Here is a 24,430-nt window from a genome sequence, read left to right as displayed (position 1 = left end):
AACTGCTAAAAGGGCCGATAAATAAACATTAACGGGTGATTGAATCATCCATGTTGATCTCATCGAGGCTTAGGCAACAAACTGCTTATATGGTCTTGCAGGTAAGCCATGAAACGCTGCAAGCGTGAAGAGTGTTCAATTTTGGGCGGATACAGCATCCACACTTGTCGGGGTTCAACCTGAAAATCGGCCAGTAACCTCTGCAATCGGCCTGCCTGCACATGCTCCCACACTAAATGCTCGGGTACTCGAATCACGCCCTGCGCATTTAAGGCCGCTTTAATGAGGATGTTATTGTCGTTCACCGCAAACCGTCCTTGTGCTTCAAACTCTTGCACTTTATTGGCTTGTTTAAATGTCCAGGTTCGCCAAGTAGGAAAGGCTAAGCACTGCAACTGGCTTAAATCGCTAGGTTGAGTTGGCACAAAGTGCTCTGCTAAGTATGCAGGGGAAGCACACACCCAATGGCAATAAGGCATTAGCGTTCGCGCCACCATATTTTGTGGCGGTTGCTCGGTAACACGAATGGCTAAATCGAAATTACGCTCATGTAAGTCTTCTAAATGATGGCCAACATCAATTTCAAAACTCACTTCGGGGTAGCGTTGATTAAATCCATTACATACCTCAACCAAAAACGACTCTGCAAAAGCGGCTGGCGCGGTAATACGCAAAATACCCGCGACATCTTCGCCGCTGTGTTCTAGCTCTCGCTCTAGATCTAACAAGTTATGATGCATGGCTTGCGCCTGCAAAAACACCTTGTGGCCTTCGGTGGTGAGCCGCACGCTGCGAGTGGTTCTAATCAACAGTTGAGTATGTAAATCTTGCTCTAAACTGCGAATTTGTTGCGACAAGTAGCTACGAGAAATATCAAGGTGTTCAGCGGCCTTAGAAAAGCTCAAGTACTGAGCCACTTCATAAAACAACAACAAGCGTTCTAACTTTTTATGATTCTTCGACATTCGCTTACCTAACTAGCTGCATCAACTTGTCCATAATAATACGCAAAATAAGATTTTTTGTTTGATATAACAAACAGTATTTTTGCTTTAGCCCTCTTTTTTCAGTGGCTTTACTAACTCTATACTTGAGCCAACATCTTTGATTAAGTGGGTATAAAATGGAATATCGTCGATTAGGCCAAAGTGGCCTGCAGGTAAGTGAATTTGGTTTAGGCTCTTGGGTTACTTTTGGCAAACAAGTGGACTTATCGGCCGCCAAGCAAATTATGACACGCGCCTATGATGCTGGAATAAACTTTTACGATAATGCCGAAGGTTACGAAAGCGGCGAAAGCGAACGCTTAATGGGACAAGCCATAGAGCAACTGGGCTGGACACGCGATAGTTTTGTGGTATCGAGCAAAGTATTTTGGGGCGGCGATAAACCTACCCAACGTGGGCTAAGCCGCAAACATGTATTTGATGCCTGCCATGCCGCACTTAAACGCCTGCGGGTTGATTACCTAGATTTGTTTTACTGCCACCGCCCAGACATTGATACGCCGATTTACGAAACGGTTCGTGCCATGCACGACTTGGTTTGCCAAGGTAAAGTAATGTATTGGGGCACCTCTGAATGGAGCGCTCAGCAAATTACCGAAGCATGGGCAGTAGCCAAAGCAGAAAACCTGCATGCGCCAGTGATGGAGCAGCCGCAATACAACATGATGGTGCGCGACAAAATAGAAGCCGAGTATCTACCGCTGTACCAACTAACCGGTTTAGGCACTACTATTTTCTCGCCACTGGCCAGCGGATTGCTCACTGGCAAATACCTAAATGGCGTGCCAGATAACAGCCGCTTAAGCTTGCCTGGCTATGAATGGCTGCGCGATATGTTAATGGGCGAGAACAACAAGCTAGAGCAGATAGCTCAACTTAACCAATTGGCAGAAAGCCTTAACATGCCATTACATCACCTAGCCTTAAATTGGTGTTTACGTACGCCACATGTGAGCAGCGTAATACTAGGAGTGTCTAAGTTAGAGCAGTTAGAAGATAACCTGAAAGCGCTAGAGCTGAAACAGCAGTTAAACAACGACGTATGGCAGCAGGTTGATAACATTTTAGGTAATAAACCGGCAGCACCAGAACGCTTTTAATTCATCGATAAGGGGGTTTACCTTTTATCACATTAGAGCAAAAGCTCTAGCACAAGTGTGTTGCTCATGAATATTACCGTGATCACACCCTTGTGAAAAAACAGCTGAAACATTGAAAAAATATAAGAACTTTTTATGAAGCTAGGGCTATACTGACGAAAAGGTGATTACACCTACAAAACAACAATAGTACTAAACGCATAATCTGATCAGGGGCCTTATTGGCCCCTTTTATTTTGCCAAAACAAGCGCTTAACTAGCTCGCTTTACTGATTAGCGCTTTCCTATATTCCACAATATCTTCAATGCTTAATACTGGCATGGCATGTTGCTTAGCAAAAGCAACAATCTCGGGCAAACGCGCCATGGTGCCATCTGGCATGGTCACTTCACACAATACACCAGCAGGTGTTAAGCCCGCTAAAGTCACTAAATCAACGGTACCTTCGGTATGTCCGCGGCGTGTTAATACTCCACCGGGCTGCGCACGCAGCGGATAAACATGGCCTGGTCTGGCTAAATCGCTGGGTTTAGCGCCTTCGGCAATCGCGGTTTTAATGGTAGTGACGCGATCAGCAGCCGACACTCCTGTGGTTACGCCTTCATTGGCTTCAATGCTTACGGTAAAGGCCGTACCAAATTGGCTAGAGTTATCGCTAACCATTGGCGGTAAATCAAGCTGTTTGATTTTGTCATCGTTTAAGCACAAGCAAACAATGCCGCTACATTCGCGAATAAGCATGGCCATTTGAGCATTGGTGAGAGTTTCGGCGGCGAAGATTAAATCGCCTTCATTTTCGCGGTCTTCGTCGTCAACAACCAATACCCCTTGGCCTTGGCGTAAGGCTGCAAGCGCGGCGTCAACTCGTTGGATAGGATTGCCATATTCGGCAAGTAGAGACTGATTCATGGTTTAAATCCTTAAATTACTACATTAAGTTTTCCAGAATCAGGGCGTGCAGGAATAGCACCTCACCGTAAAGTGAAGTTTTTTATCGGCATTAAACCACACTCAGCCACAGGCTAAGGGTTCTGTTCTAACCAGGTTAAAACAAAATGATAATGCTTGATTCTCTTCCATCCGGACTCATTACAGCCAAACTGCAAATTACCGTCGGCTCTGGACTAGTCGCAATAAAAGTATTGCTTCGTCACCAGATCTGCTGACCCCAACTACCGTTGGGCGCTCGCGGGCTTTTAGCCATAAACATAACTAACTACCGCCGGTGGGGAGTTACACCCCGCCCTGAGAATTTGGCTGTTTCTGGTATAGAAACAGCCACGCTATGGTGCCTTTAATTTGCGAGGAACACAATGCAGAAAAGTACTCGCGATAAGTAGCTCTCATCGCTCCTAGCCATAGCCTTGCGGCACTAGGGCTAAAACCACCCTATTGCCTAGCAATTCACTTTACTCAAAAAACTGGAAAAGTTTTTCTAAATATTCTGCATCCTTTTTGCTGTTCATCCGTGTTAGTCATATACCCTCGAATTGGATACTGAAAGATGGAGATTTTTACTTGGTTGGCTGACTGGCTAAGTTATTCCGTATTTGGGCTAACACCCAGCACTAGAGTGGCCAACGGCCTGCATTTTTTTATTGAAGACACCAGCAAAATTTTGGTGTTATTGGTGCTGTTGATCTACGTCATCTCTTACTTACGCGCCAGCCTTAGCGTAGATAAAGTGCGTAACTACTTGTTAGGTAAACATAGAGCTTTGGGTTACTTATTAGGGTCTACTTTTGGCGCTATCACACCGTTTTGCTCCTGTAGCTCCATTCCACTGTTTATGGGCTTTGTTTCTGCCAGAATCCCCATTGGCGTGACTATCGCATTTCTTATCACCTCGCCGCTGGTAAATGAAGTAGTGGTGATTATGTTAGGCAGCATTCTTGGTTTTAAATTCCCCCTTATGTACGTAGCCATTGGTATGTTGCTAGGCATGTTGGCTGGGGTAATGATGGATATGCTTAAGGCTCAACGATGGTTACAGCCCTTTCTTGCAGAAGCCTACCAACAAGCTGAAAACAGCAATATTCAAATCGCAGACGACACACCCGCTCCCTCGGTGACGCATAAAGATCGCCATTACTTTGCAGTAAACGAAACCAAAACCATCTTAAGCCGCATATGGAAGTGGGTGATTATTGGCGTGGGTTTGGGAGCCGCTATTCATGGCTTTGTGCCAGCTCAATGGTTTGAACAAAACTTGGCTAATGGCCAATGGTGGACCGTACCACTTGCCACGCTTAGCGCCATTCCCATTTACACCAATGCATCAGGTGTGGTGCCAATTATGGCTTCACTGATTGATAAGGGCATGCCCATCGGCACCACTTTGGCGTTTTGCATGGGCGCTGTGGCGGTAAGCATTCCCGAATTCATCATGCTCAAGCAAGTGATGCAAATACGCTTTTTAGGCGCAATTGCCGGCTATTTACTGGTGGCCATATCCCTAACGGGGTGGCTATTTAACTATTACTACTAAACAACATTTCAACAAACACAACGAGGAACTCATTATGACAACGATTCAGGTATACGGTTCAGGCTGTAAAAACTGCGCAACAACAGCAGAACGTATTTTAGAGGTAGCCAACGAACTTGGCTTAAACGTTGACCTTGAAAAAGTTACCGATTTACAAAAAATCATGGCCGCTGGAGTATTAACTACGCCAGCCCTTGCCATTGAAGGGCAAATAAAACACAGCGGCTCAGTACCGTCTGTTGATCTAGTGCGTGAGTTACTAAGCGAGAATGCTGTAGCGTAAACCTAGCAACAACTTACTAAGCCGCTGGTACAATAACTTAGGCGGCTTAACCCTATTGCGGCAGAGAGAAACATGAAATGTTTAATGAAGGCCTGGAGCGAGGCTGAGCCCTTGCTCTATGGCTGGTTAATAAAGCAAACCAACAACCAGCATGAAGCTGAAGATATCATGCAAGAAGTGTTTTTAAAGGCCATGAGCAATAGCCAGCGTTTTTGTACCCTAGATGATGGTAAAGCGTGGTTGTTTACTATGACCAAAAACCATTTCATTGATAAGCTACGCCAAAAATTGCACGCCACCGACATCAATGACTTATCCGCTTCAGACAGTGTTGCGCCGGTAATGACTCAACTGCAGCAATGCTTGGCCAAAGTGCTGCCTAAGCTGTCTGACAGCGAACGTGACATTATTGAGCAATGTGATCTTAATGGCCTTACTCAGCTTGAGTACGCGGAACAGCAACAACTCAGCTTATCCGCCACCAAAGCCCGCCTGCGCAGAGCAAGAATGCAACTAGAGAAGGTATTAACCACCGAATGCAAAGTGAAGCGAGATGAAGCGGGAGTTTGTTGCTTTAAAAGCCTTGCAGAAAAGTAATCATAAATATTAGATAAAGCACCCTAGCACCTCATCTTCGGTCAATGGTTAGATGCAATACTTACTCAGATTAACACTCACTTAGCTCTGTATTTCAGTCGTTAATTCTTAGCTTCCCTTATAAACTCACCTCTCTATTTTCTTTCCACCTCAAATCTAGGTTAATCAAAGGCAACAGGCAAACACCCTAAATAATGCGATGAGTTGTTGCTTGCAGTTTTAGCAAAAGCTAGCCCACAGGCTTGGGGCAGTGCTCAATTTGAACGATTCGAAATTGATTTTGTTGTTAGGAAACATACACTTCAATTATCTTCTCTTGAATAGCTATCTGATGCGCAAATTTCACTTCACTTTTCTCCATGCTGTAATGGTTATTATGCTGGTTGCTTGCGGTAGTTCGCCTTCGGAAAACTCTCCGCCATTAGCACCTGAGCCCACCTTACACTTTCGCGGCGTTGATGCTTCTTTCGCGAGCCTTTTACAAGATTGTGAATCTCCAATTCTGATAAGTGGTGAAGAATATCCTTGGCAGACCTATGCCGATGCTGGCATCAATCTCGTCCGACTGCGAGTATGGGTTGAACCAGAGGCGGGATACAACGACTTAGCGGATACCTTACAAAAAGCACAAGCCATCGCCGATGCAGGAATGGATCTATATATTGACTTTCATTACTCCGATACATGGGCTGATCCGGGCAAACAAACTAAACCTTTAGCATGGCAAGACAGCGACTTTGATACTCTAAATACTCAGTTGTACCGCCATACCCTAGATGTAATGAACGCTCTTTCTTCGGCCAATATCCCCGTGAAAATGGTTCAGTTAGGTAATGAAATAAGCTCGGGTATGCTTTGGGATGAAGGGAGAGTGGGTGCTAACTTCAATAGTAATTGGTGGCGTTTAGCCTTGTTGCTAAAGAGCGCGACGCGTGCCGTTAATGACAGTGATTATACTGATCCCCCACTGATTATGATCCACACAGACACTGGCGGCGATAAAGATGCAAGTGAGTGGTTCTTCAGTCACCTTGTTAGCGAAGGAGTCGAATTTGATATCATTGGTCTGTCTTTTTATCCATGGTGGCATGGCTCAATGCAGGACTTAAGTGAAAACTTAAGTCACTTAGCCGCTAACTACCAACAAGCAATAGTGCTCGCAGAAGTCGCCTATCCATTTAGCCTAGTAAACCAAGATCAGCAACCCAATTTTGTGTGGCAAGAAACACCTCTAAATACCGAGTTTGCGGCTTCAGAGCAAGGACAAGCAGATTACATTGCTGCCTTACGAGAGGTGTTGCTCTCACTACCAAACAATAAAGGTTTAGGCATGGTTTATTGGGCGCCTGACTGGATTAGCCATACTCAAGAGGCATGCCAATCATCTTGGGACAATTTAACCTTGTTTGATGACGCCGGCCACTCATTGAAAGCCCTCGCGGAATTAGGCCAAGGGCGTTAATACCACAAAAACAAAGCCCGACTGCGAAGAGCGTGAATGCAGCTAGAACATATATTGATTACCGAATGCAAAGTGAAGCGAGATGAAGCAGGTGTTTGCTGCTTTAAAAATCTTAACGATGGAGCGGGAGAGTAAAATTGGCTTTGAAGCAATCGCTTGCCGAAATGTTGTTTCAAGTAGTCGACCAGCAAACTTGTACAAAGCAATAAAACAGGGCCCGAATAGAGCCCTGCTACTGTAGTTACTTTGGCATCAGCACCGTATCAATTACATGAATTACACCGTTACTTGCTTTAACGTCGGCCGCCACTACTTTGGCATCATTTATCATTACCATTTCGCCGCTAGTGCTAACGGCTAGCATTCCTCCCTGAACGGTTGTAGCGCTATCAATGTTTACTACGTCGGCTGCCATCACTTTTCCCGCTACAACGTGGTAAGTGAGAATAGCGACTAGCTTGTCTTTGTTTTCAGGTTTCAACAGCATTTCTACTGTACCCTCAGGTAATTTAGCAAAAGCCTCGTCAGTAGGTGCAAATACAGTAAATGGGCCTTCGCCCTTGAGCGTCTCTACCAATCCGCCAGCTTTAACCGCCGAGACCAGTGTGGTGAAGGAGCCATTTTCAACAGCCACATCTACAATATCCTTTTTCATTCCATGGTGATTAGCATGGGCGATTGTTGAGAATGTCACTGCAGCGATAATAAAAGTAAACACTTTTGCAATTCGTTTTAACATGGTTTCTTTCCTTTCAGCTTTGCGTGCGTTGGGTTCGAGATTTGTACGGCCAAGCTATTCGCTTGGATCACATTACGCAGTAAAGTCCACTCCCCTTACTCATGCAGTAAATACTCATCACTCAACAACAATGCTAATAAATTCAGTAACCTAATATAAGCGCCTTCTCAGAAAAGCAGGCTTACAACTGTCCCCCTCCCTCAATCGAATGTTTAATAACTGTCACAATTTGGTCATCACACAGTCACATTAGGTACACAAAATGCCCTGCAAGATTAATCAGTGAATATAGGGATATATGATGATGCTCAAGAAGAGCTTAGTTTCACTTGCGGTAGTTTCTTGCCTGGCATTAGTAGGCTGTAACGGCGATGACGGTCAAGCAGGCCAAGCAGGCGCCGATGCAGTAACGGGTATTTCACTTAGCCCTGTGGGCCGTATTGTGCTCAATGCTAACGGCGCGGCAGAAATTGTGCAGTATCATGCTGCTAGCCAAACCATTTATGCCATCAATAGTTCTGACGATAGTGTTGAGATGATTGATGCTTCTGGACTATCTTCTGAGGCTCTTGCTGCGCCACTTAGTGATAGCAACTTAAACGCCACCGCGCTTACATTACCCACCGAGGCCAACAACGTTGCCCTTGGTGGCGCAAATAGTATTGCTGTTAACAGCGATTTAATGGCTGTTGCTATTGAAGCCGATGACCAAGCCAACAATGGCTACATTGTGTTTTACAAAGGCTTGAATGCTGGCACTCCGGTATTTTTAAACGCAGTAGAAGTCGGCAATCTTCCAGACATGGTGACCTTTACACCTGATGGCAGCAAGGTACTTGTGGCAAACGAAGGTGAGCCAAGTGGCGATTACAGTAATGACCCTGAAGGTTCGATTGCAGTGATTAAGGTAACCGACGGCACTCCGGCCAGCACCGCCACTATTATCGACTTTACCGCGTTTAATAGTATGCAAAACGAGTTGGAAGCCAAGGGCATGCATTTCCCTAATCCAGCGGGCCGAACCTTAAATGGTCAAGTCATCACTACCACTGTTGCTCAAGACTTAGAGCCTGAATACATCACTACCACTAACCACATGGCCTATGTAACGCTTCAAGAAAACAACGGCTTAGCCATTGTTGATTTAAGCGATAACAGCGTAAAAATAATCGGTTTAGGCTTTAAAGATTGGGCCGGCTTGAACTTTGATGGCAACGAAAACGGCAGCGTAAGCTTTGGCCAATACGACGGCCTTTACGGCGTATACATGCCCGATACCATTACTTCATTCACTTGGAATGGCGCGCAATTTTTAATCACCGCTAATGAAGGTGATGCCCGCGAGTATTTCTTTGATGTTGCCGACGAAGCCGCATGTACTGCTGCTGGCGGCCAAGACTACGATGCAGACGACGGTTGTTTATCGTTCTCTGAAGAACTTAAGCTTAAAAAGTTAACGGCGGCGGCGGGGTCTAAATTGGAGGCTCTGCAAGCGGGTGGCGAGATTGATGGGCTGCGCGTAACCAACATGCTAGGTGACGCCAACGGTGATGGCGAGTACGAAACTGCGTTTGCTTACGGTGCGCGTTCATTCACTATTTGGGATCAAAACGGCACGGTGGTATTTGACTCAGCCGATGACATTGGCCGCATTACCGCTGCCATTCACGGCAGTGCTTTTAACAATGGTGATGATGAAAACGAAGGTGACTCTCGCTCAGAAAACAAAGGCGCAGAACCAGAAGCGTTAACCGTAGGCATGGTAGGCGACAAAACCTACGCCTTTATTGGTTTAGAGCGTATGGGCGGGATTATGGTTTACGACGTAAGCAACCCGTATAACAGTGCATTTGAAAGCTATGTAATAAACCGAGATTTAACCGAGGGCCTAGAAGCCGGAGATGGCATTGGCGATTTAGCACCAGAGAGTTTGGTATTTGTTGCGGCTGCCGACAGCCCAACCAATAAGCCCTTGTTGCTAGTAGGTAATGAGGTGAGTGGTTCTCTGACAGTATGGGAAATTACGGCTCAATAACGGGCGGTTAAATCTACACGTGCACTTGTTCTTATAAATAGAAAAAGGAGCCTTTCGGCTCCTTTTTTATCAACAATGTTGAGCTCTATACTCTGCGATACGGCAGATAAATAGGTTCCCACATATGCTGGGCGATTTCTTGGTCGATGTCTTTACCACTCAAACAACCCTGTGGATCGGTTTCTTGAATTTGCTTCAAAATGGCCTTGGCCACAAAACCAGAAACATCTTTTAACTCGCGCATTCTTGGGAATACACAGCCGCTGTCTAGATCTTCTTGCGAAACATATTCAGCTAAAGCAAAAGACGCAGTAGTGAACATTTCCATGGTGATTTTACTCACACCCGCCACAATTGTAGCCAAACCAACCGCAGGGAAAATGAACACATTATTACCTTGGCCAATACGGTATTGCTTACCGTTGTAGTCTACGTCGTCAAACGGGCTGCCGGTGGCAACAATGGCTTGGCCATTAGTCCACTGGTAAACATCTTCAGGCAAGGCTTCGCAGTTGTCGGTAGGGTTAGATAGTGGGAACACCATTGGGCGCTCGGTGTATTCCAACATCTTTTTCACATGGCTTTCTTTAAATGCGCCACCTACACCACTACAACCTAACAGCACAGTAACGGGCGTATTGTCGATAAGCTCGCTTAAGCTGGCTTTACCCTCTTCGGCAAGTGACCAGTTTTGGGCTAACTCGAACGGTTTTGCGTAACGTTTTTTGTATTCGTCTAAGTCTGGGCGATTATCAAATACCACACCGCGTGAATCGAGAATAAAGATCCGGTCGCGTGCTTCTTGATGATTAATGCCTTCTTTTAGCAAGCCAGCAAAGATTTGATCGGCTACGCCAACGCCACCAGCGCCAGCGCCGTATACTGCGTACACTTGCTCGCCTAGGGTTTCGCCTTTAATTTTAGTGGCACCAATTACACCGGCTAATACGACCGAGCCTGTACCTTGAATATCATCATTAAACGACGGTAACTCGTCTTCATACTTAGATAAGTTATCGAAGGCGTTAGATTTACTAAAGTCTTCCCACTGTAATACCGCTTCTGGGAAGTGCAGTTTAGTTTGTGCCACAAACTTCTCAATAAACTCTTGGTACTCTTGTCCACGCATGCGCTTTTTAGGCAAGCCAAGATACATTGGGTCATCAAGCAAATCTTGGTTATCAGTACCTACATCTAATGCAATCGGCAAGCAACGCGCTGGGTGGATCCCTGCACCCAAGGTGTATAGCGACAATTTACCAATAGGAATGCCCATACCACCAATGCCTAAATCACCTAAGCCCAAAATGCCTTGGCTGTCGGTAACCACAATAATTTTTATGTCTTTACCCGCAAAATGACGCGCCATATCGCCCATTTGATCGACGTTTTCTGCGGTAATATAAAGACCACGGTCTTTTTGGTAGCGGTGGCTAAATTCCTGACAGGCTTTACCTACTGTAGGCGTGTAAATAATTGGCGCCATTTCTTCAATATGACGAGATACCAATGCGTAAAACAAGGTCTCGTTGCGGTCTTGTAAAGCGCGCAAGTATTGGTATTGCTCAATATCACTACAAGCACTAAGAAAACCTTGGTATACGCGCTTTAGCTGATCTTCGAAGGTTTGTGGTTTTGGTGGTAACAAGCCAGCCAAATTAAAGGCTTCACGCTCTTCATATGTAAATGCAGAACTTTTGTTTAACGTGCGATCGTTAAGCAATGCGTTACCAGAAATAGAAACCGGACGAAACTCGTTGCCGTTTTCATCTTTCCAACGTAAATATTTGCCAATAGCCATGGCGTCCTCCGAGACAGCGCGTAATAAATTTAATCTAATCCTAAATGATAAATGATCACGCCGAATCTGTACGCTATTTCATTAAAAAATCAGGTAAATTTCTCTGTCAGTAGCTAAACCCATTGGTTCTAAGTTATTACAGTGGCTTTTTATCTGCTGGCCACTACACCAAAACTCACTCTGTGGGATACAATTAAGCATCTACCACATTGAATAACGTCCCACATTGAAACAATCATCCTTTGAAGTAAAACGCGATTTCATTATCAAACTTGGCAAAGCCTTACATAAATACGGCACGCCAGCTTTTCGTATGGAGTCTCACTTGCGTAACGTTGCCGAAACCATGGGCTTAGATGGCTATTTTTTAGTCACGCCTACTTCACTTACCTTTGTTCTATGGGCACCCGACGATACTCAAGAATACAACTATGTAATGCGCGTAAAACCAGGTGAAATTGACTTAGGCATGCTAGCGCGCACCAATCAACTCGTGGAGAAGGTGACCGCTCAAGAAGTGAGTTTAAGTGAGGCCATAACCCAACTAAACACACTCGCCAAACAAGCGCCAATGCATACGCCTTGGACCATGTTGTTAGCCTTTGCGATAACCGGTGGTGCATTTGCCATGTTAATGGCGGCCACTTGGAATACCATTATCTGGTCTAGTTTACTGAGTGGGATCTCTTTTTATCTAGCCCATCGCGCCGAGCACTCACGCGGCGTACACGAAGCGTTAGAGCCAGTGGCAGCATTATTGTGTGCTTTTATGGCCGTGGCCATAAGCCAAATAGTGCCCGATATAAACATCCCCATTTTAATCCTTTCTTCTATCATCATTTTTGTGCCCGGCTTGTCCCTCACCTTGGGCTTAAGTGAACTGGCTGCGCGTGAATTAATTGCCGGCACAGCGCGAGTGATGGACGGTGTAATGGTGCTGTTTAAACTCTATTTTGGCGCAGTATTAGGCATGGCCTTTGGCGCGTTAATTTGGGGGCAGGTTGACCTACATGTAATGGAAGTGAGCACCTGGTGGATTAAATGGCTTGGGGTATTTTTGCTATCTTTGGGCTTAAGCGTGGTGTTTAAGGTAAGACCAAAGGATATTCCATGGGGAATATTATCGGGAATTATTGCTTATTCTGCCGCCTTTGCGGGTAGTGCTTATTTAGGCGAAGCTTTAGGGCCGTTTATTGGCGCGTTTGTGGTGGGAGTGTACGCCAACCTATTCGCTAAATTCACCAAGTCGCCTGCCTCAGTGGTATTGCTTCAAGGCATTGTATTACTGGTTCCAGGCAGCAAAGCCTACATTAGTTTGAATTCAATGGTGTTGGGAGAATCAATGGTAAGCATTCCCAATATTGGCTCACAAACCTTTTTGATTTTCATGTCGATTGTTGCAGGTATTTTATTTGCGAATGTAGCGGTGCCGCAGCGTAGTTCTTTATAACAGGCAAAAAAAAGCGCTTAAGCTAGCACAGACTTAAGCGCTGGAAAAACATCGAGGATTTAGAACTGCTGTAAACTAGACCAAAAGGCAGAAATATCGGATCTCGACTGCATCCTAAAATTGGATCGGTTCACGAAAACTAAGGATTAGCTACTCAGCCACCTCACTGTTCTCTAGGTCTTCTGGTTGAACCGAGATTTCGAGGTTGATGAACTCAGCTTGACTAAGTACACCGTCTTGATCGGTATCTAACTCTGTCCATACTTGGCTAAGAATTGGCAACTCGGCCGCTTCTTCTTGGCTTACAACCATATCTTGGTTAGTATCCAAGTCTTTGAACACTTCACTATTTGCAGAAGCAAAGCTGGCTACAAATAAGGCTAACATTGGAAAGCTATACTTTAAGTTCATAAGAAACTCCTTGTTAAACATCAATTTCACAAAAAGACCGCGATTAAACTAGCGGTTGAGCACTAGGGTATTAGCAAAGCCTAAGCCAACTTTTAAAAAACCATTAAAAACAAACAGTTAACTAATAAATTAGCAGATCACCCGACCATGACTGTCGCCAATGCCCGACAGTAATACCAAGGGATATTCCACAAGTGGCTAATAGCGCCGCTCAAGCCTGTCTCAAATACCCATCACCTTTCTTTTAAAATCATCAAATAACCAGTAAAAATCACAAATTATCAATAAGATAAGCGAGATATGGCGAGAAGTTTTTCAGCTGCTACACTGGCTAGATAAACCTAATAGAAAGGAAGCCAACATGTTTGCTCGTAGCCTACTAAGCGTGGCATTAGTGATTAGCGCTAACAGCCTTGCCCAAAGCCAAACCGCCGATAGCTTTGCCCCAGAACAAGCCAGTGACATTGCCCACAAAAAACAAGTCGTTGCCACTAAGTTTATGGTGTCTGCTGCGAATCCCTTAGCGGTTGAAGCCGGTTACGAAGTGCTAAAAGCAGGCGGCAATGCGGTTGACGCAATGATAGCGGTGCAAAGCGTATTGGGTTTAGTTGAACCGCAGTCATCTGGTATAGGAGGTGGCGCATTTGTGGTGTACTTTGATGCAGAAAAAAGCCAACTTACTAGCTTTGACGCCCGTGAAACCGCCCCCTTAGCTGCGGATTCTTCATTGTTTTTAGATGATTCAGGCAAGCCCTTACAGTTTTATGATGCTGTGGTAGGAGGCCGTTCGGTGGGTACCCCTGGCGTGGTAGCGCTGTTCGAAACATTACATAAGCGCTATGGAAAAACCACTTGGGGAGATCTGTTTCAACCCGCTATCGGCCTAGCCAATGAAGGCTTTCGCGTTAGCCCGCGTTTAGCCAAACTTATTGCAGGTGACCAGCTACGCCTTGGCCGTTTTTCGGAAAGCCGCCGCTACTTTTTTGATGACTCAGCCACTCCCCTTCCAGAAGGCCACTTACTGAAAAATCCTGATTACGCTAAGACTTTAACACTGGTCGCTAAACAAGGTGCCGCTGGCTTTTATCAAGGTACAACTGCCGAGGCAATGATTGCTGCGGTGACTCAACTCAATGATAAGAATGGCCGTTTAAGCCTGGCCGATTTAAGCGCTTATGAGGTGAAAGAGCGCCCCGCCCTATGCGCTCCTTATCACCAATATTCGGTGTGTGGTATGGGGCCACCAAGCTCCGGTGCTAGCACTGTTGGGCAAATATTAGGTATCGCTGCCCACTACCCTATAGATAAGTGGGGACCAAACAATATCCATAGCTGGCGAATATTGGGAGATGCCTCTCGCCTCGCCTTTGCTGACCGCGGCAAATATTTAGCCGATGGAGACTTTGTAGATGTCCCCCTTAAAGGCTTACTCAGCAGCGATTATATTAAGTCTCGCGCTGATCTCCTTAAGCGCGAAAAAGCCCTTAAAAGTGTTAGCCCCGGCCAAGTAGCAACCACTACTGCCCGTGCTAAGGATCACAGCATAGAACTACCTTCTACCACCCACATTAGTATTGTTGATGCCCAAGGCAATGTGCTGTCGATGACCAGTAGCGTTGAGAATGCATTTGGATCACGAATAATGGTAAATGGCTTTTTGTTGAATAATCAGCTTACTGACTTCTCTTTTGTTGGCGAAAAAGACGGGCAAATGGTCGCCAATCGCGTTGAACCAGGCAAACGCCCTCGCTCATCAATGGCGCCTACAATTGTAATGGAAAACCAGCAGCCAATTATTGCCATAGGTTCTCCTGGCGGCAGCAGCATAATTGGCTACGTAGCAAAAACCTTAATAGGCCATTTAAGCTGGGGCATGAGCTTACAACAAGCTATTGAACAGCCCCATTTAAATAACCGTTTCGGTACTTATGATCTCGAAGCAAATACCAGTGCAGCCTTGCAACAGCAAGCCCTTGAAGATTTGGGATACAAAACCAAAATAAAAGACATGACTTCGGGTTTACAAGGCATAAGAATTTACCCAGACAAGCTAGTAGGCGCAGCGGATCCAAGACGAGAAGGGATTGCTAAAGGGGATTGACCTAATCATTAATAGCCCCCTTTGCTTAGCAGAATACTTAATCAAGCCTATGCTTTATTAAGTGATTATAGCCTGATAAAGACTTGCTATTTAAAGGGGAATTAATGATAAGAGAAAAAGTATTTAGCTGTTTAATAATGCTTTTGGCTTGCTTGGTATTAAGCGCTTGTAATCATGATGACTCTACAAATGTTTCCCAAACGAATAGGATACTTGTTAGTGCAGGCCCAGATTTTCAGGTTAACGAAAACCTGCCGGTACTGGTTACCGCTGAAGTACAAGATGATTTTAACCAGCTATCGGAGATGGCGTGGCATCAGCTGTCGGGGATTGACGTTGAATTAGACAGTACTCAAGCCTCGATACTGCGCTTTAATGCTCCATCAGTTAACGCAAAGCAAGTGCTGACTTTTGCCTTTACAGCCCGCAGCCAAGCAGGCAAGCAATACTCCGATAGCCTTGTCGTAACGGTGCTTAACATTAATCAAGCGCCTACCATTGAGTTAGCAAGCGAGATGGCGGTAGCGGAGCAGCAGAGTGTTCTCATCAATCCTTTAGTCACCGATGCCGACAATCACACTCTCGATATTCAGTGGCGCCAAATACTTCTAGACAATCAAACTCCATTAACTATTTCAGATCCAACCCAGCTACAACTGAATATCCAAATTCCTACTTTAAGCACTGCGCAGACCTATCAATTCGAGCTAAGCGCAACAGACTCGGAACAAGCTAGCACCAGCAGTATTATTCAACTCAATGCTTTTCCCGCCTTAAAAGGGCGCGTTATTGATGAGCCGCTGGCGCAAGCAGTGGTAACGCTTAAGGACTGGCAAAGTGGCTTGCCATTGGCGCAAACTCACACTGATGACAACGGTAATTTTCAGTTTTTATTAGACAACAGTAGCAGTAACTTTAGGCTTGACGTTAGCGGTGGCATGTTAAATAACCAAAGTTTTTTAGGTTTAATGAATGGCGCATGTACATTTGATACCCGCAGCCAATGTAACGTGACTCCTATCTCTAGCTTGGTGCTTAGTTATGCCGCTAGAAATAGCCTTCAAGACTTGAGCCAACAAGATCAATGGATAAACACCATTGAAGATCTGATAGGTGAAATTAGCCCTGACCCTTTTCTCAGCAACGATAGTAGCAATTTACGACTCGATGTTATTCGCACAGCAATGGGAAGCCAAGGGGAAAACATTCAAACATGGATAACTCAAGTGCTTGATTTCCTCAGCCAGCCTAATGATCCAGCCCTTGCCTTACAAACAGAACCTTGGTTTGAGAAAATAAATCTCCCACCGATTATTAGTGCAAACCTTGACCAAACTGTTGATGAACAAACGACGGTGAACTTAAGCGCTATAGCTAGCGATAGCGATGGGTCAATTAGTGGCTATATTTGGCAGCAAACTTCAGGCCCTATAGTCAATCTACAAGATGCAAATACCGCAAATGCTTATTTTTTGGCCCCTGAAGTGATTAGCACTAGCATCTTGCAATTTGAATTGACAGTAACCGATAACGAAACTTCTAGCACCAGCGATAGCGTAACGATAACGATCAATGACAACTTACCGCCCAATGCCAAGATCTCTGCCCCACTTCTGACTAATGGAACCGATTTAGTTTTACTGGATGGCAGTCAATCAAACGATACGGAAACCGACACCTTACAATACCTGTGGCGCCAAATAGACAACACAGGCATTAACCTTTCATTTATTGATAGTAGCTTTGAGCAAGTTCAATTTACTGCCCCCAATGTGGCTAATTCACAAGTACTAACGGTAGAACTAACAGTGACCGATGAAGGCGGGAAAATCGCTACAGAGGAACTCAGTATTGCGATAGCACCGAATGATGCAAACCTTGCTGCGATAAATGATACTGGTATTAACCAATGCGGTGACTATGCCTTTGGTAGCAGTGGTCTACATCACAACGAGCTAGATTGTACCCTTGGAATAGATTTAAACGGAGACGTCATTCCCACCCCACAAGACGGCCAAGATGGAAGAGACCTTAACTTCGCTAGTAATAACGATGGAAGGCTGGGATTTAGCTTTATTAAATTGGATAGCCAAGGCCAACCTTTAGACGCTAGCGCAACAGAGTGGTCTTGTGTACTGGATACAACCACTCAGGTTATCTGGGAAGTAAAAACAAACGATGGCGGCTTACAAGACTCAAATAACACATACAGCTGGTTAGACAACAATGGCACCCGCAATGGAGGTAATATAGGTACAGCGGATGGTGGCAGTTGCCCGGACGCGGACGCCTGTGACACCGAAGGATTTACGGCAAGTATCAACGCATTAACCTTATGCGGTTTGAACAATTGGCGCGTGCCAAACCTTCTAGAGCTTCAATCTCTACTTGATTACAGCAAGATCACCTTCGCCATAGACAGTAACTATTTCCCAAACACCAATAACACTTGGCATTGGAGCTCAGACACAATCGCAGCTGCTGACATTGGCGCATGGCGAGTTAACTTTGATTTGTCGGTTATTGATGTTCCCTTTGGCTTAAAGTCTTCTCAGTTGCCCGTGAGGTTAATTCATGATTTGCCATAAACATTCGACTAATACACAAAGCATGAATAGACACAGTTCAAGAGTGTTAGTCAGCGGAAGAGTGGTGGTATTGGCACTTTTTAGCCTTATATCTACATCATCAATTGCTGCTACTTGTAACCCTTCTTTGCTTGTCACTACACCAGATAGCCGTTTTCAAGACAACAGCGACCAAACCGTGTCTGACCTTAGTACTCATCTTATGTGGGCACGATGTACCATTGGCAGAACCTGGGATGGCACCACCTGTAATGGCATAGCTGAAGAAAGAAACTGGCAACAAGCTGTAGAAAACGCGCGAGACTCTTCATTAGCGGGTTACAACGACTGGCGCCTACCAAACATAAAGGAGTTAAATTACCTTATTGAAAGAAGTTGCTACCTTCCGGCGATTAATGAAAACTTTTTTTCTTCGGTAAATGGTGTAACGGATGACTATTGGACATCAACCCCAGATAGTAACGATGGAAGCAAAGCTTGGTTAATTGGCTTCTCGGATGGGCAGTTTGGAGTTGACGCTAAAGATAACACCCACAGCGTACGGTTAGTAAGAGGGGGAATATAAACTGAAACGGATGAGAAAAGCGCCCTAAGGCGCTTAACAATTAGATAATACGGTGTTCGTCTAACATCGCTTGGCGAGCTTGTTTCTTTTGCTCAACTAAGGCCATTTTAGCTTTGCGCTTGTCACAGGGTTCTGGGCAATCACAGACTTTTTCAATGCCTAAAGAAGCAATCCCCCCACAGCTTCCGCTAATGGTTTTCTTCTGAAAAATGTAGCCCACAGCCATAGCAGAAATCACCACTATGAAAAAAACAAACGTCACTAAAAAATAAGCCATTACGACTCCTTAATGTTATTGGACGACAAACGGGACAAACGCCGAGCTAATGTGCTCTGCAAACTCGTCCCCTTGCTTCTCGATAATATACACCGCTAGCTGATGATTTTCTGCAAAACTCATCGCAGCTTCTACCCCCATTACTGTGAACGCAGTCGCGTAAGCATCGGCCATCATGCTGGTTGGCGTAATTACACTCACCGATACAATATGGTTTGCGATAGGCATTCCGGTATTGGGATTAATGGTATGTGAGTATCTGACCCCGTCTTGTTCGAAATAATTTCGATAATCCCCAGAGGTTGCCAAACCGTTGTCACCCGGCTCAATAATTTTCTGCACCGCTCGCTGTTCAGCTAAGGGTTTTTCAACCGCTATACGCCAACCATGATTTTTATCGTTATGACCTTTTAGACGCAGCTCTCCACCAATATCAACCATGTAGTTATTCAACCCTTCAGCTTCTAACAAATCAGCCACACGATCAACGCCGTGGCCTTTTGCTATGGCTGATAAATCAACATATAGCTCTGGTAAGTCTTTAGACAATTTACCACTGCTTAAGCTTAGATGCTGATAACCAATTTTTGCTTTAGTTAGCGCTAACTCTTGTTCAGTAGGTCGTTGCTCTGGGCGTCCCTCAGGACCAAAACCCCACAAGTTAACTAATGGGCCTACAGTAATATCAAACGCGCCCTTAGAGTCTTCTGAGAGCTGTAATGAGGCCTCAATAACCAGTGCTAGATTGTCAGAAATGCTGATTGCATTATTCGCGCTATGTTGATTAAACCGCGATAACTCCGAATCAGATATGTAGGTAGACATCTCTTGATTCACTTGCTGCAGCACGGTGTCAATCTTGGTTTGTAATGCCTCACCATTTGGCAAGTTTGCTTTAGGCTCGGCCAATTTTATTTGGTAATAGGTACCCATAGTGCGCCCTTCAATTTGCAGAGTATACAAACTGTTTTGCTCACTACAGCCGCTAATAAAAAAGGCTAGTCCTACTAGGACTAGCCAATAATGCTTCACTAAACTCACTGTTTAGCCACCAAAATCATCAAGTAGAATGTTTTCGTCTTCCACACCTAAATCTTTAAGCATGTTAATAACGGCTGCATTCATTACTGGAGGACCACACATGTAGTATTCACAGTCTTCTGGTGCATCATGGTCACGTAGGTAGTTTTCAAACAATACGTTATGAATGAATCCTGTTTTGCCGTCCCAATCATCACCAGGCTGTGGATCTGATAAGGCAACGTGCCACTCAAAGTTTTCATTTTCGCGCGCCAGCATATCAAAATCTTCTTCATAGAAAATTTCTCGGCGTGAGCGTGCGCCATACCAGAAGCTAATTTTACGCTTCGAGCTTAAACGCTTAAGTTGGTCGAAGATATGTGAACGCATTGGCGCCATACCAGCACCACCACCAATGAATACCATTTCTGATTCAGTTTCTTTAGCGAAGAACTCACCAAATGGACCAGAAATAGTGACCTTATCACCTGCTTTAAGGTTAAAGATGTACGAAGACATCTTACCGCAAGGTAGGCTCATGTTATTTGGCGGAGGCGTAGCAATACGCACGTTCAACATAATGATGCCAGCTTCTTCAGGGTAGTTAGCCATTGAATAAGCACGAATGGTTTCATCGTCTACTTTTGACTCTAAGTTAAAGAAGCCAAAGTGTTCCCAGTCGCCACGGTATTGTTCTTCCACGTCAAAATCAGAGAATTTAACATGGTGAGCAGGCGCTTCAATTTGAATATAGCCACCGGCACGAAACGGTACCGATTCGCCATCAGGAATTTGTAACTTAAGCTCTTTAATAAAGGTTGCTTTGTTATCGTTAGAGATAACTTCACAATCCCATTTTTTCACACCAAAGATTTCTTCAGGTAAAGAGATCTTCATGTCTTGCTTAACATTTACCTGACAAGCTAAACGTAGGCCAGTGGCCGCGTCGCGCTTGCTGATATGATCTAATTCAGTAGGAAGAATATCACCGCCACCTTCGTGAATGTGTACATGACACTGACCACAAGAGCCACCACCACCACATGCAGAAGAAACGAAGATACCCGAATTACCTAGTACGCCCAGCAACTTGCTACCGGCTTGGGTAGTAATCGCCTTAGCGGGATCATCATTAATTAAAATTTGAATGTCACCAGAACTTACCAGCTTAGACTTAGCAAACAAAATGATTGTTACTAAAGCCAAGACGAGCAAGGTAAACATGGTTACGCCGAGAATAATTTCCATCGACTAATTTTCCTTGTAGTTATTGGCCGTCTTACAGCTGAACGCCAGAGAACGACATAAACGCCATCGCCATTAAACCCACAGTGATAAAGGTAATACCTAAACCACGTAAGCCGTCTGGCACGTCTGAATACTTCATTTTTTCACGAATACCGGCTAGTGCCACAATGGCTAACATCCAACCAATACCGCTACCAATACCGTAAACCAAAGACTCACCAAGGTTGTACTCACGTTGCACCATGAACGATACACCACCAAAGATGGCACAGTTAACGGTAATCAACGGTAGGAAGATACCCAAGGCTTGGTACAAGGCAGGGAAGTATTTGTCTAATACCATTTCTAGTATTTGAACTAAGGCTGCAATAACACCAATAAAGGTAATGAAACCTAAAAAGCTTAAATCAGCGTTAGGTAAACCCGCCCAGTCTAAAGCGCCTGGAGCCAGTAAGTTGAAGTAAATAAGTTGGTTAACAGGTACTGAAATACCTAATACCACAATTACCGCAACACCTAAGCCGAATGCAGTTTTAACTTTCTTAGAAACCGCTAGGAAGGTACACATACCTAGCAAGAAAGCCAAAGCCATATTTTCAATGAAAATAGAGCGAACTAAGAGACTAATATAATGTTCCACTCGATTACTCCTTCGGCTCTACTTGCGCTGGGTATGCGGTACGCAATGCCCAAATCAACAAGCCAATGATGAAGAATGCAGAGGCTGGCAATAACAATAGACCGTTTGGTTGATACCAACCGCCATTATTAATCAGCGGCATAATCTCGATACCAAATAGAGAGCCAGAACCAAATAGTTCACGAACTGCACCTACTGACATTAAAATTGCACCGTAGCCCAAGCCGTTACCGATACCGTCTAAAAACGATTTGAACGGTGGCTCTTTCATCGCGAAGGCTTCTGCGCGGCCCATTACAATACAGTTGGTAATAATCAAACCAACAAATACCGAGAGCTGCTTAGAAATGTCGTATACCACAGCTTTTAACACTTGGTCTACCACAATCACTAGTGAAGCAATAATTGCCATTTGAACGATGATTCGCACACTGCTAGGAATGTGGTTACGAATCATAGAAATAAACAAGTTAGAGAATGCCGTAACAACAATTACAGCAAGGGTCATTACAAATGCAGTTTCTAACTTACTGGTTACCGCTAGCGCAGAACATACACCCAGTACCTGCAAGGCAATAGGGTTATTCGCAAAAACCGGTCCAAATAGAACCTTTTTGGTTTCCTTAGCATCAGCCATTGTTTAGGTCTCCCTGTTGCAACTTGGCAAGGAACTTACCGAAGCCTTTATCACTTAACCAAAACTTGAAGGTGTTATCTACGCCATTACTGGTTAAGGTCGCACCCGATAAACCGTCTACCTCAGAAGGTGAATCTGCAGGAGCAATACCTTTGATAACAGAGATTGCAGTATCGCCATTGTCATCAAACAGTTTCTTACCAACAAACTTAGCCTGCCACAATGGGTTAGCAACTTCTCCACCTAGACCAGGAGTTTCACCTTGGTCGTAGTAAACAATCGCATCAACGGTATTACCATCTGGTTGAATCGCCAAAAATGCGTACATGGTTGACCAAAGGCCGCGGCCATGAACTGGCAAGATAACCCGTGAAATATCGCCTTGGTCATTTTTAACCAAGTAAACACTGGCTAGATTAGAGCGGCGTACAATGCCGGCAATATCTTCATCACCTGATAAGCGAATACTGGTTTCAGGATCTTTTGCAGATTTACGCTGTTCAAAGGTTTGCGGGTTAACTTGGTCTTCGGCAACAAACTCACCGGTGGCCAAATCAATCACACGAGGTTCAATCGCCTCAGCGTAAACATCCGCCACCTTGCGCCCTGCTAGCTCAATGCCAGACACCGCTAAAATGTTCTTTTGTTTATCTTCAACTGCATTCTGCTGTTGCATGCCACGCAAGCCAACGGCTGCGAGCGATACCACAATTGAACACACTAAACTTACGCCAACAACAACCTGTATGGTTTTGGCTAAGGAATCATTACTGGCCATCGCGAGCAAGCCTCCGTTTGATATTGGCTTGAACTACAAAGTAGTCAAAAATTGGCGCAAACAAATTAGCAAACAAAATGGCCAACATCATGCCTTCTGGGAATGCTGGGTTAACTACACGAATTAACACCACCATCAAACCAATTAAACCGCCGTACCACCACTTACCTTTATTGGTAAATGACGCAGATACTGGGTCAGTAGCCATAAAGAACATACCTAGCGCAAAGCCACCTAATACAAGGTGCCAATGAGGCGGCAGTTGGAACATCATGTTGCTATCTGAACCTACTGCGTTCAACAGTAAGCTGGTTGCGACCATGCCTACCATTACACCAGCAACAATGCGCCAAGACGCGATACGGGTAAAGATAAGGAACAAACCGCCTAGCGCTAGCAAGAAGGTTGAGGTTTCACCGCTAGATCCTTGGATGAATCCAAAGAATGCATCGCTCCAAGTAATACCTTGAGCGACTAGACCTTGCATGCCTTCTGCGGCCACTACACTTAGCGCTGTAGCACCAGAGTAACCGTCTACCGCTGTCCATACAGCATCACCTGAGATAGCCGTTGGATAAGCAAAGAATAAAAATGCTCGGCCAGCTAGCGCTGGGTTTAAGAAGTTTTTACCGGTTCCGCCAAAGACTTCTTTCGCGACAACCACACCAAAGGTAATACCTAGTGCAACTTGCCATAAAGGCATAGTGGCGGGCAGAGTGAGCGCAAACAAAATAGAAGTAACAAAGAAACCTTCGTTAACTTCATGGCCACGAACCGAGGCGAACAATACTTCCCAAAATCCACCCACAGCAAATGCCGTTAGGTAAATAGGTAGGAAGAAAATCGCACCGTAAATCATTGACGATATCCAGCCAGCGTCAGCCCCTGTAGGAACGCCTAGCATTGCTATCAAAGCACCATGCCAATCGTTAGGTACTGCGTAACCGGCGATAATTGCGTCGTTTGCTTGAATACCCGCATTGTACATACCAAAGAACATGGCAGGCATTAAGGCAACCCAAACAAAAATCATGATGCGCTTTAAATCAATCGCATCACGTACGTGGGTGTTTTTCTTCGTCACTAAACCAGGAGAGTACAAGAAAGTAGCCGTGGCTTCGTAAAGCGCAAACCATTTCTCGTGTTTGCCACCCGGCATGAACTGAGGTTCAATTTTTTCAATATATTGCTTAAGACTCATG

Annotated in this window: 22 protein-coding genes and 1 riboswitch; of the genes, 10 read left to right on the top strand and 12 right to left on the bottom strand. The window is 44.9% G+C overall.

What is annotated here, in order from left to right:
• Window positions 1-59: 59 nt before the first annotated feature.
• Window positions 60-965 (bottom strand): LysR family transcriptional regulator, encoded by a 906-nt coding sequence (locus Q4592_RS03325; RefSeq protein WP_303509736.1) that lies wholly within the window; start codon window positions 963-965, stop codon window positions 60-62.
• Between the two features lie 158 nt (window positions 966-1,123).
• Between Q4592_RS03325 and Q4592_RS03320 the strand changes: the two genes are divergently transcribed.
• A complete protein-coding gene (locus Q4592_RS03320; protein WP_303509731.1) occupies window positions 1,124-2,107 on the top strand; it encodes an aldo/keto reductase in 984 nt (327 codons plus the stop codon).
• 256 nt (window positions 2,108-2,363) lie between these two features.
• Here Q4592_RS03320 and ribB read toward each other — a convergent pair whose 3' ends face one another.
• Window positions 2,364-3,017, bottom strand: coding sequence for a 3,4-dihydroxy-2-butanone-4-phosphate synthase (gene ribB / locus Q4592_RS03315; protein WP_303509728.1), 654 nt, complete (start codon window positions 3,015-3,017; stop codon window positions 2,364-2,366).
• 155 nt (window positions 3,018-3,172) lie between these two features.
• Window positions 3,173-3,365: riboswitch (FMN riboswitch) on the bottom strand.
• A gap of 247 nt (window positions 3,366-3,612) precedes the next feature.
• On the opposite strand from ribB, the gene Q4592_RS03310 reads away from it, so the two are divergent.
• From Q4592_RS03310 to Q4592_RS03295, 4 genes are all read left to right on the top strand, one after another.
• On the top strand, window positions 3,613-4,596 hold the full coding sequence (locus Q4592_RS03310) for a permease (protein WP_303509726.1): 984 nt from the start codon (window positions 3,613-3,615) through the stop codon (window positions 4,594-4,596).
• Between the two features lie 34 nt (window positions 4,597-4,630).
• The gene (locus Q4592_RS03305) at window positions 4,631-4,879 is read left to right on the top strand and encodes a thioredoxin family protein (protein WP_303509723.1); all 249 of its coding nucleotides are present in this window, start codon (window positions 4,631-4,633) and stop codon (window positions 4,877-4,879) included.
• A gap of 72 nt (window positions 4,880-4,951) precedes the next feature.
• Entirely contained in the window at window positions 4,952-5,476 is a 525-nt protein-coding gene (locus Q4592_RS03300) for a sigma-70 family RNA polymerase sigma factor (RefSeq protein ID WP_303509721.1), read from the top strand.
• A gap of 331 nt (window positions 5,477-5,807) precedes the next feature.
• Entirely contained in the window at window positions 5,808-6,938 is a 1,131-nt protein-coding gene (locus Q4592_RS03295; RefSeq protein ID WP_303509720.1) for a glycosyl hydrolase 53 family protein, read from the top strand.
• A 241-nt stretch (window positions 6,939-7,179) separates the two neighbouring features.
• Here the strand turns inward: Q4592_RS03295 and Q4592_RS03290 are convergent, their stop codons facing one another.
• Window positions 7,180-7,677 (bottom strand): fasciclin domain-containing protein, encoded by a 498-nt coding sequence (locus tag Q4592_RS03290; protein WP_303509717.1) that lies wholly within the window; start codon window positions 7,675-7,677, stop codon window positions 7,180-7,182.
• Window positions 7,678-7,981: 304 nt separating this feature from the next.
• Between Q4592_RS03290 and Q4592_RS03285 the strand changes: the two genes are divergently transcribed.
• A complete protein-coding gene (locus Q4592_RS03285; RefSeq protein ID WP_303510241.1) occupies window positions 7,982-9,712 on the top strand; it encodes a choice-of-anchor I family protein in 1,731 nt (576 codons plus the stop codon).
• An 85-nt stretch (window positions 9,713-9,797) separates the two neighbouring features.
• Here Q4592_RS03285 and Q4592_RS03280 read toward each other — a convergent pair whose 3' ends face one another.
• The gene (locus Q4592_RS03280; protein ID WP_137672088.1) at window positions 9,798-11,513 is read right to left on the bottom strand and encodes an NAD-dependent malic enzyme; all 1,716 of its coding nucleotides are present in this window, start codon (window positions 11,511-11,513) and stop codon (window positions 9,798-9,800) included.
• Between the two features lie 226 nt (window positions 11,514-11,739).
• Here Q4592_RS03280 and Q4592_RS03275 point away from each other — a divergent pair, with 226 nt between their 5' ends.
• On the top strand, window positions 11,740-12,963 hold the full coding sequence (locus Q4592_RS03275; protein WP_303509714.1) for a threonine/serine exporter ThrE family protein: 1,224 nt from the start codon (window positions 11,740-11,742) through the stop codon (window positions 12,961-12,963).
• Between the two features lie 150 nt (window positions 12,964-13,113).
• On the opposite strand, the gene Q4592_RS03270 is transcribed toward Q4592_RS03275, so the two are convergent.
• Entirely contained in the window at window positions 13,114-13,374 is a 261-nt protein-coding gene (locus Q4592_RS03270; protein WP_137672089.1) for a hypothetical protein, read from the bottom strand.
• Between the two features lie 361 nt (window positions 13,375-13,735).
• On the opposite strand from Q4592_RS03270, the gene ggt reads away from it, so the two are divergent.
• The 3 genes from ggt to Q4592_RS03255 all read left to right on the top strand — a co-directional run bounded on the left by ggt (window position 13,736) and on the right by Q4592_RS03255 (window position 18,628).
• Window positions 13,736-15,475 carry a gamma-glutamyltransferase gene (gene ggt / locus Q4592_RS03265; RefSeq protein ID WP_303509711.1) on the top strand — a complete coding sequence of 580 codons (1,740 nt, stop codon included), beginning with the start codon at window positions 13,736-13,738 and terminating at the stop codon, window positions 15,473-15,475.
• Between the two features lie 104 nt (window positions 15,476-15,579).
• Entirely contained in the window at window positions 15,580-18,063 is a 2,484-nt protein-coding gene (locus tag Q4592_RS03260; protein ID WP_303509708.1) for a DUF1566 domain-containing protein, read from the top strand.
• A gap of 22 nt (window positions 18,064-18,085) precedes the next feature.
• Window positions 18,086-18,628, top strand: coding sequence for a DUF1566 domain-containing protein (locus Q4592_RS03255; RefSeq protein ID WP_303509706.1), 543 nt, complete (start codon window positions 18,086-18,088; stop codon window positions 18,626-18,628).
• Between the two features lie 40 nt (window positions 18,629-18,668).
• Here Q4592_RS03255 and nqrM read toward each other — a convergent pair whose 3' ends face one another.
• Genes nqrM through Q4592_RS03220 form a run of 7 tightly spaced genes read right to left on the bottom strand, consistent with a single transcriptional unit; the run spans window position 18,669 to window position 24,429 of the window.
• Window positions 18,669-18,905: a (Na+)-NQR maturation NqrM gene (gene nqrM / locus Q4592_RS03250; RefSeq protein ID WP_303509704.1), complete on the bottom strand. Its 237-nt coding sequence runs from the start codon at window positions 18,903-18,905 to the stop codon at window positions 18,669-18,671.
• A 15-nt stretch (window positions 18,906-18,920) separates the two neighbouring features.
• Complete coding sequence (locus tag Q4592_RS03245; protein ID WP_303509701.1) at window positions 18,921-19,946, bottom strand: FAD:protein FMN transferase; 1,026 nt, start codon at window positions 19,944-19,946, stop codon at window positions 18,921-18,923.
• 3 nt (window positions 19,947-19,949) lie between these two features.
• Window positions 19,950-21,173: an NADH:ubiquinone reductase (Na(+)-transporting) subunit F gene (gene nqrF / locus Q4592_RS03240; protein WP_137672095.1), complete on the bottom strand. Its 1,224-nt coding sequence runs from the start codon at window positions 21,171-21,173 to the stop codon at window positions 19,950-19,952.
• Window positions 21,174-21,204: 31 nt separating this feature from the next.
• Window positions 21,205-21,813, bottom strand: coding sequence for an NADH:ubiquinone reductase (Na(+)-transporting) subunit E (gene nqrE / locus Q4592_RS03235; RefSeq protein WP_303509698.1), 609 nt, complete (start codon window positions 21,811-21,813; stop codon window positions 21,205-21,207).
• A 4-nt stretch (window positions 21,814-21,817) separates the two neighbouring features.
• Entirely contained in the window at window positions 21,818-22,450 is a 633-nt protein-coding gene (locus tag Q4592_RS03230) for an NADH:ubiquinone reductase (Na(+)-transporting) subunit D (RefSeq protein WP_137672097.1), read from the bottom strand.
• Complete coding sequence (locus Q4592_RS03225; RefSeq protein WP_137672098.1) at window positions 22,443-23,228, bottom strand: Na(+)-translocating NADH-quinone reductase subunit C; 786 nt, start codon at window positions 23,226-23,228, stop codon at window positions 22,443-22,445. The genes Q4592_RS03230 and Q4592_RS03225 overlap by 8 nt, the downstream gene beginning before the upstream one ends.
• Entirely contained in the window at window positions 23,218-24,429 is a 1,212-nt protein-coding gene (locus Q4592_RS03220; RefSeq protein WP_137672099.1) for an NADH:ubiquinone reductase (Na(+)-transporting) subunit B, read from the bottom strand. Before Q4592_RS03220 ends, Q4592_RS03225 begins: the two co-directional genes overlap by 11 nt.
• Window position 24,430 lies beyond the last annotated feature (1 nt).

Source organism: Agarivorans sp. 1_MG-2023 (genome assembly GCF_030548385.1).
Lineage (GTDB): Bacteria > Pseudomonadota > Gammaproteobacteria > Enterobacterales > Celerinatantimonadaceae > Agarivorans.
Note: the sequence above shows the minus strand (reverse complement) of the source record. Positions and strands in the feature narration are given on the sequence as shown.